We start from the raw sequence: 11943 nt of genomic DNA on the forward strand, positions 1-11943 counted from the left end.
TAAAGGGTGCGTTGCCTATTGCTCGGTGAGCACCACCAGTTGAGCTGTTGCCCGGGTCATGGCCACGTACCTGCGGACAGCGCCGCCCAAGCCTGTTCCGAAGGACTGTGGCTGGCAGACGAGTACCAGGTCGAATTCCAGCCCCTTGGCGTTCTCCGGAGATAGCACGCTGACCCTGCTGGGCGCACGGAAGACAGGGGCACCGATGACGGCTGCCGTGCCCTGGGCATTCTCGGCCAGCCAATGATCCAGAATTGTTCCGAGTTCTGTGGGCCGGGCGTACTTTACTGGCGCACCGTCTAGGCGCAATGATCGCGGCACGTTCGCTTCTGGCAGGTGGGCCAGAATCTGCTCTGCGGCAGCTTCCATGATCTGCGCGGTACCTCGGTAGTTGACGTGTAGCGGGGATACGGTGATGTCGCGAATGCCAACCTGGGCCAGCCGCTGTTCCCATGTCTTCCTGAAGCCGTCGACGGCCTGGGCCCTGTCGCCCACAATGGTCAGGCTTCCTGAGGGGCAGCGCCTTTGGACCATCGCCCACTGGGCATCGGTCAAATCTTGCGCTTCATCGATGATGACATGTGAAAAAGGTCCACTGTAGCCGCCTGAGGCCACATGGCTCTCCAGGCCTTGGGCAAGCAGTTGCTCCTGAAGGTCTTGGTGCATGAGCTGGGACGACAGGTCTTCCTTGTCGTCAGCCGAAGCCATCAGGTCATCAATCACGTTTTTCCACCGCTGGCGCTCGGCAGCTATGCGCGATTGCTCATCGAGATGTTTCGATTCGCTGTGCGGGTCGCCAATGAGGAAGCGGGCCAAATCAATCAGGGGGATATCTGATGCGGTCCATGCCCCGGCTGCAGAATTTGCCAGCAGCTTTGCAATTTCTTCACTGCCAAGTTCTCGGCCGCTATAGCGGAGCAGCGCTGGCGTCGAATACAGGGCCTTGAGCAGATTTAGCGGATCCAACACGGGCCAGTGCTCATCTAGCAACCCGTTCAGCGCTGTACTTCGCGCCAACTCTGCGCGCAGCAGCGGCTCATCGTCATCGGCACTGGCAACTTGGGGAAGCAGCTGGTCTATGAGGGCTTCGCGTAATTGGATGCGTGCTTCATTGTGCGGGGTATCGTGATCAATCGTGGCAGAGGCATTGCGCCACAGCTGTGATGTCACGGTGGCTTGAGCTTCTGCAAGGTCGATGAGCACGTCGGCGGAAGGAGGTTCTTCAAAGACCAGCACTGCCCGCTTGATTGTGTCCAGCATTGCCAAGCTGGATTTTATGCGATGGACTTCTTGATCCGGTTCCACAAGCACGCCGTCGCCATTCGAAACTATATTCGAAAGCGTTGAAATGAGAACTTCGTCCTCACCGAGATTCGGAAGAATGTCAGAGACATAGGTGGAATAGGCTTCGTGCGGGCTTACCACCAAAATTCTGCCACCTTGGCTGCGAAGCCGCGGATCCGCGTACAGCAAATAAGCTGCGCGATGCAGGGCAACCACCGTCTTGCCGGTACCAGGGCCTCCATCCACGACCAAGGCGCCCTGCGAGCCGCTTCGGATGATTGCATCTTGATCGGACTGGATGGTGGAAAGCACGTCCTGCATTTTTGGTGAACGCTTGCTGCCAAGGGACGCAAGAAATGATGAGTGGTCATCCAAACGGGCATGGGAAGCCAGCTGGGAAGAATCGAACACTTCGTCCCAATAGTCGGAAATGCGTTGCCGGCGCCAACGGTAGCGGCGGCGTATCGCCAGGCCGTAATTCTTTTCGTGCGTCGCAGCGAAAAACGGTTCTGCTGCCGGGGCGCGCCAATCAATCATCAGCTGCTTGCCGTGTTCATCGCTCAACCCCAGACGGCCCACGTAGATGCGCTCGCCGGTCTCAGCCAGTTCCATGAATCCCAAGCAGGCGTACGGGCCTATTCGGTCTAGCTGGCGCAGCCGCTGAGCCATTTCACCGAGTTCGACATCGCGTTCAAGGGATTGCTGCAGAATGCCGGCCTGGTCTTTTCCTCGTGCGGCGATGCGCTCGATCAGTTCGGAACGGAGCTGCTCGATCCGCGCGGCGATTTCGGAGAGCTGTTGCTGGTCTTGTTCGGTATTGGCAGGGCTCTCTGATGATGGACTTGGCTGGGTGGCATCGAAGTAGCTGGTATTTGAGGTTTTGGCAGGCACGCGGGCTCCCTGAAGTGGCTGGCTTTCGTGGCGAAGATATCGATTATGGACCATCTGCGGGGCCTTGCGGCAAGGCCCCCTCGACGCGCTATTCTGAAAATGCAGGGATTGTTGTTTTGGGTTTTTCAGGCTGGGTGCTGTGAGCCTGAACTCACTTGCGATCCCTGGGATTCTGGTGAATGTCCACCACGGGCATCACGCGGTACGATATAAGGACTGCGACTTTGACCCGGCTATCACCGGCGAGTCTTCGGAAGAACAGTGTTCCGCATTGATTGGAACCACCTAGTAGAACCGAACGGGACCAGCCCGTCACAGCTGATGATAAGTGGTTCTCCACCATCTGGTGGGGGATAAGCGGGGTGGTACCGCGGCATTCGTGCCGTCCTCGTAGGCAAGGATTTATCGACCCTACGCTTGAAGGACGGCCCATTCGATGAGCTTCTACCCGAAGGTCACTACTGACCCAACCGGTTCGACCCCGGCTTCACCGCGCTTCCCTGAACTAGAGAAGCGCGTCCTCGAATACTGGAAGAACGACGACACTTTCCAGGCCTCCATTGACCAGCGCGAGGGCGAAGAATTCGTCTTCTACGATGGCCCTCCATTTGCCAACGGGCTGCCGCACTACGGCCACCTGCTCACCGGCTACGTCAAGGACCTGGTCGCCCGCTACCAGACCCAGCGCGGCAAGCGCGTCGAGCGCCGCTTCGGCTGGGACACCCACGGCCTGCCCGCCGAGCTGGAAGCCATGAAGCAGCTGGGCATGACCGACAAGAAGCAGATCGAAGCCATGGGCATCGACAAGTTCAATGATGCCTGCCGCACCTCGGTGATGAAGTACGCCGACGAGTGGAAGCAATACGTGAACCGCCAGGCTCGCTGGGTCGACTTCGAAAACGACTACAAGACCCTGAATGTCGAGTTCATGGAATCGGTCATCTGGGCCTTCAAGCAGCTCTCGGACAAGGGCCTGACCTACCAGGGCTTCCGCGTGCTCCCATACTGCTGGAAGGACGAGACCCCGCTGTCCAACCATGAGCTGCGCATGGACGACGACGTCTACAAGAACCGCCAGGACCAGACCGTCACCGTGGGCTTCACCATCCTTGCCGGCGAAACCGAGGCTTCCAAGGCCCTGGCCGGCGTGCAGGCCCTGGCCTGGACCACCACCCCGTGGACGCTGCCGACCAACGCCGCGCTGGCCGTGCATCCAAGCATCGAGTACGTGGTGGTTCCTGCCGGTGAAGCTGGTGTGAAGGCTTCGGCCGCCGCCGGCCCATTCCTGCTGGCCAAGGACCTGCTCGGCTCCTACGCCAAGGACCTGGGCTACAAGGATGCCAAGGAAGCTGCCGCGGCGATCACCGCCAGCTACACCGGTGCCCAGCTGGCTGGCGTGCGCTACCAGCCGTTGTGGGATACCTACACCGACACCGAGAAGTACGGCACGCAGAACGCCTGGCAGATCCTCACCGCCGACTACGTCACCGTGGCCGACGGCACCGGCATCGTCCACCAGGCTCCGGCCTACGGCGAGGATGACCAGAAGGTCTGCGAAGAGCACGGCATCCCGGTGATCCTCTCGGTGGATGAGGGCGCCAAGTTCCTGCCGGTCTTCGCCTCCGGCCCGCTGGCCGAGATCGTCGGCGTGCAGGTCTTCGACGCCAACAAGACCATCACCACTGTGCTCAAGGACGAGGCCAAGCTGGTCAAGCAGGCCTCCTACGAGCACTCCTACCCGCACTGCTGGCGCTGCCGCACCCCGCTGATCTACCGCGCGATCTCCTCGTGGTACGTCGAGGTCTCCAAGTTCAAGGACCGCATGGTCGAGTTGAACGAGCAGATCAACTGGATCCCGGGCAACGTGAAGCACGGCCAGTTCGGCAAGTGGCTGGAAAACGCCCGCGACTGGTCCATCTCGCGCAACCGCTACTGGGGCTCGCCGATCCCGGTCTGGGAATGCACCGGCGCCGAGTGCACCCACCGCGAAGTCTTCGGCTCGCTTGAAGAGATCAAGAACTTCTTCGGACGCCTGCCGGTCAACCATGAGGGGCAGCCGGATCTGCACCGCCCGTTCATCGACGAGCTGACCTGCGCCCATGAGGGCTGCGCCGAAGGCGGCACCCTGGTGCGCGTGGAAGACGTGCTCGATGTCTGGTTCGACTCCGGCTCGATGCCCTACGCCCAGGTGCACTACCCATTCGACAACCAGGACTGGTTCGATGGGGGACACCACCCGGCTGACTTCATCGTGGAGTACATCGGCCAGACCCGTGGCTGGTTCTACACCATGCACGTGCTCTCCACCGCGCTCTTCGACCGCCCGGCCTACACCAACGTGATCTCCCACGGCATCGTGCTCGGCTCGGATGGCCAGAAGATGTCCAAGTCGCTGCGCAACTACCCGGACGTCACCGAGGTCCTGGACCGCGACGGCTCCGACGCCATGCGCTGGTTCCTGATGGCCAGCCCGATCCTGCGCGGCGGCAACCTGGTGGTCACCGAGCAGGGCATCCGCGACGGCGTGCGCCAGGTGCTGCTGCCGCTGTGGAACGTCTGGCACTTCTTCAACCTCTACACCAACTCCGCGAACAACGGGGCCGGCTACGAGGCCAAGCGCTCCACCAGCTCCACCGATCCGCTGGATAAGTACATGCTGGCAGCCACCGGCCAGCTGGTGCGCGAGGTCACCGTTGCACTGGATTCCTACGAGGTTTCGGACGCGACCGAAGCAGTGCGCCAGTACATGGACACGCTGACCAACTGGTACGTGCGCCGTTCCCGCCAGCGCTTCTTCGACGAAGACACCCAGGCCTTCGACACCCTGTACACCGCACTGGAAACCCTGGTGAAGGTCACCGCTTCGCTGCTGCCGCTGGCCAGCGAGGAGATCTTCCGCGGGCTCACCGGCCAGCGCTCGGTGCACCTGACCGACTGGCCAGATGCCAACGAGTTCCCAACCGATGCTTCCTTGCTGGAAACCATGGAAACCACCCGCAAGATCTGCTCGGTCGGCTCCTCGCTGCGCAAGGCCAAGAACCTGCGCGTGCGCCTGCCACTGGCAGAACTGAAGATCGTCCTGAACGGTGCGGCCCGGCTGGAGGGCACCTACGCCTCGATCATCAAGGACGAGCTGAACCTGAAGGCCGTGACCCTGATCGACGCCGAAGGCGTGGACGCCGCCAGCTACGGCATCAGCCAGCAACTGGTGGTCAATGCCCGCGCTGCAGGCCCCCGATTGGGCAAGAACGTGCAGCAGGCCATCAAGGGCGCCAAGTCCGGGGACTGGTCGGTAGCCAATGGCGTGGTCACCGCCGGCGGCCTGGAATTGGCCGAGGGCGAATACACCCTGGATACCGTGGTGGACGCGGCCGGCGAGATCGCCGCGGCGGTCATCGACGGCGGCTTCCTGGTGCTGGACACCGAGGTGACCGAGGCACTGGCCGCCGAAGGCACAGCGCGCGACATGATCCGCGCCATCCAGTCGGCCCGCAAGGATGCCGACCTGCAGGTTTCCGATCGCATCCGCACCGTGATCACCGCCAACGCCGCGACCATCGCGGCGCTGGAAGCCAACCGCGAGCTGGTGGCCGGTGAAACGCTGACCGCTCAGCTGGAACTGGTGGCCGATGATGCCGCCGCGGACGAGCAGATCACCGTATCCAAGCTGGATTCCGACAAAGTTGAGGTCAACTAGTGAGCGAACTGGACCGCGTCTACGGGCAGCTGCTGGCCCGCGCGCCGGAAAACAAGATGGAACCGCGCATGGATCCGATGTTCCGCGCGATGGAGATCCTCGGCGAGCCGAACAACGCCTGCCCGGTCATCCACATCACCGGCACCAACGGAAAGACCTCGACCGCCCGGATGATCGAGTCGCTGCTCATCGCCCATGACCTGCGCACCGGCCGCTATTCCTCGCCGCACCTGGTCTCGGTCACCGAGCGCATCGCCATCGATGGCGAGCCAGTGGACGATGAAACGTTCGTGCGCGTTTGGGACGAAATCAGCCCGTTCTTGGAGATTGTTGACGCCGAGCTCGTGGAGCGCGGCGAAAACAAGCTGACCTACTTCGAAGCCGTCACCATTTTGGCCTTCGCGATTTTCGCCGAAGTCCCGGTCGATGTTGTGGTGCTGGAAGTCGGCCTGGGCGGCATCACCGATGCCACCAACGTGGCGGATGCAGATGTCTCGGTGTTCACTCCGATCTCCCTGGACCACACGGACCTGCTGGGCGATACCACAGAGCTGATTGCCGAGGAAAAGGTGGGCATCCTCAAGCCCGGCGGATACCTGGTTTCCTCGGTGCAGCCCACGGATGCAGCCGATGTCTTGCTGGCCCGCGCCCGCGAGCTGGAAGTGCCGGCCGCGTTCGACACCCTGGACTTCAAGCTCTTGGAGCGGAAGTCCGGCGTTGGCGGACAGCTGCTTTCGATCCAGGGCCAGGCCGCACGCTATGAAGAGATTTTCCTGCCGCTCTTCGGTGCCCACCAGGCGCAGAACGCCACCGTCGCCCTGGCTGCGGTGGAGGCCTTCCTGGGCGGCGGGCAGCGCGAGCTGAACATTGAATTGGTGCGCCAGGGATTCGCTGCGGCGTCCAGCCCGGGCCGGCTGGAACTGGTGCGCAGCGCGCCGAGCATTCTTGTTGACGCCGGGCACAACCCGGAAGGCATTCGCGTCTCCGCGGAAGCCATCAAGGAGTCCTTCGGCTTTACCCGGCTGGTTCTGATGGTTGGCATCTTGGCGGAGAAGGACGCAGAAGCAATGCTCTACACCATGCGCGAGGAGTACGGCGATATGGTCGAAGATCTGTGCATTACCCAGTCCTCGTCGCCACGAGCTATCCCCGCCGGCGAATTGGCCAATCTGGCCATGAACGCCGGATGGCCTGAAGAAGATATCCACGTGACCGAGGACCTGGAAGACGCGGTGGAGTGGTCGGTGGGCCGCGCCGAAGCTGGCGAGGACCTCGGTGGCGGCGTGCTGGTGACCGGTTCGATTACACTGGTGGGCGAGATTTCCCTGTTGCTCAAGAAAGGCGACTCCTAATGGCCAAACTCACCCGTGCCCAGCGCGAGTGGCGTCCGGGCATGAAAAAGAAGCTGCGGTCGACCAAGATGATGTTCGCGTCAACCGTCCTGGTCTGCGAGGCGCTCCTTGCAGTATTCGTCACGCTTGCTGCCTTTGGACTGAAGCGCGGGGGAGAGCCGGTGGTCGTTCTCACCCTCGGCGCTGTGGTTGCACTGTTGTGCATCCTGAACTGCGCCTTGCTCGGCAAGAAAATCGGCTACATCATCGGCTGGATTCTGCAGGTGGTCTTCTTCCTCACGGGATTCATTCTCGTGGACATGTTCTACCTGGCCGCCGCCTTTGCGCTGTGCTGGTGGTACGCCTTGTACAAGGGCGAAGAAATCGACGTGGAAAATAAGCGCCGTGCCGCAGCCCAGGAAGCCTGGGATAAAGCCCATCCCGAACAAGCCTGAAAACCTAGAAATACATCAACGATACGAAGAGGTAGTCAAATGACTGAACGTACCCTGATCCTGGTCAAGCCAGATGGCGTCAAGCGCGCCCTGACCGGCCAGATTCTTGCCCGCATTGAAGCCAAGGGCTACACCATTGCCAAGCTGCAGCAGCTGGAAGCAACACGTGAGCTCCTGGCCGAGCACTACGCCGAGCACGAGGGCAAGCCATTCTACGAGCCGCTGGTCGAGTTCATGCTCTCCGGCCCGGTCGTCGCCATCGTCGCAGAGGGCCAGGGCGTTATCCCGGGCTTCCGCTCGCTGGCTGGCACGACCGACCCAACCACCGCAGCTCCAGGCACCATCCGTGGCGACTTCGGCCGCGACTGGGGCCTGAAGGTGCAGCAGAACCTGGTGCATGGTTCAGACTCCGCTGAGTCCGCAGAGCGCGAGATTGCGATCTGGTTCGGCAAGTAAGCCAGAGGCCGAAGAGCCCCGACAGTTTAAAACTGTCGGGGCTCTTTTGCGTTAATGCCGGTTTCAGTACCAGTCATCCAGGCTTTCGGCAACTGGCCCAGGAGCCTGGGTCGCGCGGTGCACAAACGGGTAGGAAGTTTGAGGATCATGAACCGAATTTCGTCCGAGGTCTTCAACCGAGCCGATCTTGACGACCTGATGATGCCCTGCCGTTGCATCGACCAGGTGCGACAAATCATCATCCATGTTCTCGTTGCTGAAACTCAACATTCTCAGTCCTTCCAGGCTTGTTGCGTATCGACCGCTATTTTGCGGGACTATAGGTCCGGGGTGAGTGATCGTCCCGGCGGAAGATCAGGTGCTGCCGGTCAACCATCCTCACTTCAGTCACATTAAACACACTGGGCACTTCCGTGACAACGCCATCCAGCTGATTTCGAGCTGCGGCAGCCAATGAACCGAAAGCCGATCAGCCGCGCATCACGCTGGATCAGCCCGTTTCGAAATCATGCTAGCAATCGCACCTGGCGTTTTAAAGAATTTGCTCCACAGAAACAAGCCGGGTGTCTGCTGTGAATCTGTGGAGCATCATATTCTTCAAGCTGTCGAGGGCCGCGGCTAGCCTTTGCCTTCCCCGGAAGGGTTGTCCTGGCCAGCCTCGAGCTTTTCGAGGGCTTTCTCGTCTTGGTCGGATTCAACTTCCGATTTGATCTCGGCGCTGGCATCAGGGACCGGGTCGTTTCTTTCCCGACCCGTCCAGACCTTGATCACTGCCCACGATGCGGCAACCAGCGGAACCGAAAGCACGGCGCCAACGATGCCGGCCAGGACAGTGCCTGCGGTCAAGGCCATCAAGACCACCAATGCGTGCAGGTTCAGGGCGCTGGCCATGACAACCGGCTGCAGGAAGTTTCCTTCAAGCTGGTTCACCAGGATCACTGAGGCCAAGACAATCAAGGCAACGATGGGGCCGTTGGTTACCAGGGCAATCAAGGTCGCAAGAACACCGGCGACCGTGGCGCCAACCATGGGCACGAACGAACCGAGGAACACGATAATGCCCAACGGAATCGCCAGAGGCACGCGGACGATCAGCAAGGTCGCCGTGATGCCAATGGCGTCTACGGCAGCAACGGTAGCGGTGCCGCGAATGTACCCGCCAAAGGTGCGCAGTGCCCGGTCTCCTGAGAGGATCCACTTGTGGCGGTAGTGCTCAGGAGTCCATGAAACGGCAAAGGCCCAAATCTTGTCGCCGTCCTTCAAGAAGAAGAACAGGATGACCAGCAGCAGTACCAGGCCTGTGAGGAAGCTGCCGGCTGCGCTAAGGGTATTCAGCGCGCCAGTTCCGAACTGCGAGCTGGTCAAGAAGCCGGTGATCGTGTCAACAACGCTATCGATCTGCGCTTGGTCAATCGCGATCGGCAAATTGCCCATCAGGTCCTGGACCATGTCGTTGAGCTGATTGAAACCCTGGACGGCTTTGTCAACGAGTTTTGGCCACTCGTTAATAACGGAGAAGACCAATCCGGTGCCGATTCCACCGAGAATCAGCAATGAACCGAGGAACACGATCCAGGCCGAGAGCATCGGCGAGAAAACCTTGCGCAGTTTCACTACCAGTGGCCACAGCGCGCAGGAGATGATCACGGCAAGCAGGGTGGGGATGACGATCATCGTCAAACGCAGCATTCCGATGACGAGGAAGGCGCCCAATGCGCCGACAACGAGCAGCTGGGCGCTGCGGATCCCCAGCCGGCCGAGAAGATCAGTCCACAGCCCGCTGACCGTGAAGTCGGGTTTTGCATCCGTGCCGGCCAGCGTGGAGCCCGTCGCCGAAGCTGGAATGGCTTCCTGTGCGTGCTGTTTCTTCGGCGCCTGGGATTTACCCTTGCGGAAAAGGGCCATGGTTACTCCTTGTCGCTAGTAATAATTAGTTCTAAGAATAGGCTAGCTAGTTCGGACGCTGTGCGGGCAACACCGAAAGGATGATTTAATCCAGCGCAAGGCTGAATATTTGTTTCCAATGCCGAGGTTCCCCAGCCGTGCCAAAAAGAAATGGCCGCCCGCGATCGCGGACGGCCAGCACGCCCGAACGGCGTGAGCTAGACGCTACTTTCTGAAATATTCCTCGGCGAGCAGTCCCATGATGATCTTGTCGTGGAACGATCCGTCATGGAAGCCGGCCTGCCGAATGCGCCCTTCTTCCCGGAAGCCGGAACGGATGAACGTGCGCAGCGCCCTTTCGTTGTAGGCCCAGACAGTCAATCCAATGCGGTTCAATCCCATTTCACGGAAGCCGTAGTCAATGATCATCTTGGCGGCCAGGGTTCCATAGCCCTGTCCGACATTTGATCCGCCAATCATGATCATGAGTTCTGCGGACCGGGCAGGTGCGTTGTAGTCATATAGCGCGGTGTGCCCGATCAACGTGTCGTCGGGCAGGGTGATCGATAGGCCAACACCGTCCGTGGTGCCACGATTCAGGCTTCGGGACTTGAAGAGGGCGGCCGCTTCGTTGACCGGATGGGGGAGCACCAGGCTTCCCTGCAGTGCCATGAATTCCGGGCTGTTCCACCATTGCGTGAGGAAAGGCAGATCATCTTCCTGGAGTTCGCGCAGGCGCAGTTGTTCCGAGATCAGAAGATCGATCCCGTAGTTTTGGGCATTTTCTGTGTTCCATGTGTCACTTGCCATGTTCCCAATCTAGCGGTCTTAGCTGGTCAAGGACGGCAAAATCGCGACGCGCGCGGCCAAATCATCGGAAATCAGACGCGCTGGCACAGCTATCCGCTGGCTGCAGGCAAAAGAAAAGCCGGTTCGTTCCCAAGGCAACGAACCGGCAATCGACAGCGGGGCTTAGCCGAAAAATGCGTTCGGGAAGCGAAGCACCACTGTAGCTGCAACCAAGAGCCACAAGATGGCGGTGACAATCAAGCTCCACTCGGTGAAGAACTTTCTCACCGCTGCGCCAGCGGGGATCACGCCCGTGACCACATTGCGAGCCGTAGTGAAGACAAAGAGCGGTATGGTCATGGCCCACACGACCATGCAGTACGGGCACAGCGCGTTGATCTCGTAGAGGGCTTGCGACCAGAACCAGATGACCAGGCCCATGGCGGCGGTAACACCAATCTGGAAGCAGATCCAGAACCAGCGCTGCAGCTTGTTCGCGCCGGCAAGCAGCACCACGCCGATGGTGATGACGATCGCGAAGCAGACGATGCCGAAGAACGGGTTGGGGAATCCGAAGATTCCAGCCTGCTCCGACCTCATCACGGTGCCGCAAGAGATCCATGGATTGATATCGCAGCTGGTGACGTAGTCAGGGTTCTTGTAGAGCTCGATGCGTTCCAAAACGAGAGTTCCGGCTGCGAGCCACGAAATGAAACCTGTGGCGATGAGAACCAGCCCGAAACCGCGATCCTTTGCCCACCATGGCAACACGCCCGGGTTGGGGCTCTTTTCTAGTGATGAAACCATGTTTCGACTATTCCATAAATTTGTAGGAAAGCGGGAGATTCCGCTTCGAGCGTTTTCATCTTAGGAAGCAATTCTGTGCAACGGATGAGAAGCAATGAACAAGGCATGAACTAAATATGAGAGAATGGAAATGGTTGCTCGCGGATCCACAGTCTGCTTTCAACCCGACGACAGACTTTTGAAACAACAGATCGCCAGGCGATGCATCGCTTCGGTTGAGTGCCCAATATGTGCGCCTCCCGAGGGAATACCGCGGATCGTAGGGCTGCAAAGGAAAGCAGCCGGTTTTCTTAGGCCACGTTGATCCGCAGGAATTGCGTCCGGCTCAGTTATATGAGCCAGTGGCAAT

The 11943-nt window shown here is 60.1% G+C and carries 10 protein-coding genes; 5 read left to right on the forward strand and 5 right to left on the reverse strand.

Annotation, left to right across the window (positions count from 1 at the left end):
* Nucleotides 1-15 precede the first annotated feature (15 nt).
* Nucleotides 16-2175 (reverse strand): RNA polymerase recycling motor ATPase HelR, encoded by a 2160-nt coding sequence (gene helR, locus ACT7DV_RS14560; protein WP_444663608.1) that lies wholly within the window; start codon nt 2173-2175, stop codon nt 16-18.
* Nucleotides 2176-2314: 139 nt separating this feature from the next.
* Here helR and ACT7DV_RS14565 point away from each other — a divergent pair, with 139 nt between their 5' ends.
* The 5 genes from ACT7DV_RS14565 (at nt 2315) to ndk (ending at nt 8114) form a co-directional block, all read left to right on the forward strand.
* On the forward strand, nt 2315-2464 hold the full coding sequence (locus ACT7DV_RS14565; protein ID WP_444663610.1) for a hypothetical protein: 150 nt from the start codon (nt 2315-2317) through the stop codon (nt 2462-2464).
* A gap of 147 nt (nt 2465-2611) precedes the next feature.
* Entirely contained in the window at nt 2612-5872 is a 3261-nt protein-coding gene (gene ileS, locus ACT7DV_RS14570) for an isoleucine--tRNA ligase (protein ID WP_444663612.1), read from the forward strand.
* Nucleotides 5873-5928: 56 nt separating this feature from the next.
* Entirely contained in the window at nt 5929-7224 is a 1296-nt protein-coding gene (locus tag ACT7DV_RS14575) for a bifunctional folylpolyglutamate synthase/dihydrofolate synthase (RefSeq protein ID WP_444664862.1), read from the forward strand.
* Nucleotides 7224-7658, forward strand: coding sequence for a DUF4233 domain-containing protein (locus ACT7DV_RS14580; protein WP_444663614.1), 435 nt, complete (start codon nt 7224-7226; stop codon nt 7656-7658). The genes ACT7DV_RS14575 and ACT7DV_RS14580 overlap by 1 nt, the downstream gene beginning before the upstream one ends.
* Nucleotides 7659-7697: 39 nt before the next feature.
* Nucleotides 7698-8114, forward strand: a complete 417-nt coding sequence (gene ndk, locus ACT7DV_RS14585; RefSeq protein WP_060701776.1) for a nucleoside-diphosphate kinase — start codon at nt 7698-7700, stop codon at nt 8112-8114.
* Between the two features lie 63 nt (nt 8115-8177).
* Here the strand turns inward: ndk and ACT7DV_RS14590 are convergent, their stop codons facing one another.
* The 4 genes from ACT7DV_RS14590 to ACT7DV_RS14605 all read right to left on the reverse strand — a co-directional run bounded on the left by ACT7DV_RS14590 (nt 8178) and on the right by ACT7DV_RS14605 (nt 11594).
* Nucleotides 8178-8384 carry a hypothetical protein gene (locus ACT7DV_RS14590; protein WP_444663616.1) on the reverse strand — a complete coding sequence of 69 codons (207 nt, stop codon included), beginning with the start codon at nt 8382-8384 and terminating at the stop codon, nt 8178-8180.
* Between the two features lie 348 nt (nt 8385-8732).
* A complete protein-coding gene (locus ACT7DV_RS14595) occupies nt 8733-10019 on the reverse strand; it encodes an AI-2E family transporter (RefSeq protein WP_444663618.1) in 1287 nt (428 codons plus the stop codon).
* A gap of 204 nt (nt 10020-10223) precedes the next feature.
* The gene (locus ACT7DV_RS14600; RefSeq protein ID WP_444663620.1) at nt 10224-10808 is read right to left on the reverse strand and encodes a GNAT family N-acetyltransferase; all 585 of its coding nucleotides are present in this window, start codon (nt 10806-10808) and stop codon (nt 10224-10226) included.
* A 162-nt stretch (nt 10809-10970) separates the two neighbouring features.
* Nucleotides 10971-11594 carry a vitamin K epoxide reductase family protein gene (locus tag ACT7DV_RS14605; RefSeq protein WP_444663622.1) on the reverse strand — a complete coding sequence of 208 codons (624 nt, stop codon included), beginning with the start codon at nt 11592-11594 and terminating at the stop codon, nt 10971-10973.
* Nucleotides 11595-11943 lie beyond the last annotated feature (349 nt).

Source organism: Glutamicibacter sp. TV12E (genome assembly GCF_052441935.1).
Classification (GTDB): domain Bacteria; phylum Actinomycetota; class Actinomycetes; order Actinomycetales; family Micrococcaceae; genus Glutamicibacter.

Bases quoted from the DNA above. Each gene is read 5' to 3' on its own strand.
- ndk (WP_060701776.1), top strand. From the start codon at position 7,698: ATGACTGAACGTACCCTGATCCTGGTCAAGCCAGATGGCGTCAAGCGC.
- ileS (WP_444663612.1), top strand. From the start codon at position 2,612: ATGAGCTTCTACCCGAAGGTCACTACTGACCCAACCGGTTCGACCCCG.
- ACT7DV_RS14590 (WP_444663616.1), bottom strand. From the start codon at position 8,384: ATGTTGAGTTTCAGCAACGAGAACATGGATGATGATTTGTCGCACCTG.
- ACT7DV_RS14595 (WP_444663618.1), bottom strand. From the start codon at position 10,019: ATGGCCCTTTTCCGCAAGGGTAAATCCCAGGCGCCGAAGAAACAGCAC.
- ACT7DV_RS14575 (WP_444664862.1), top strand. From the start codon at position 5,929: ATGGAACCGCGCATGGATCCGATGTTCCGCGCGATGGAGATCCTCGGC.
- ACT7DV_RS14605 (WP_444663622.1), bottom strand. From the start codon at position 11,594: ATGGTTTCATCACTAGAAAAGAGCCCCAACCCGGGCGTGTTGCCATGG.
- ACT7DV_RS14600 (WP_444663620.1), bottom strand. From the start codon at position 10,808: ATGGCAAGTGACACATGGAACACAGAAAATGCCCAAAACTACGGGATC.
- ACT7DV_RS14580 (WP_444663614.1), top strand. From the start codon at position 7,224: ATGGCCAAACTCACCCGTGCCCAGCGCGAGTGGCGTCCGGGCATGAAA.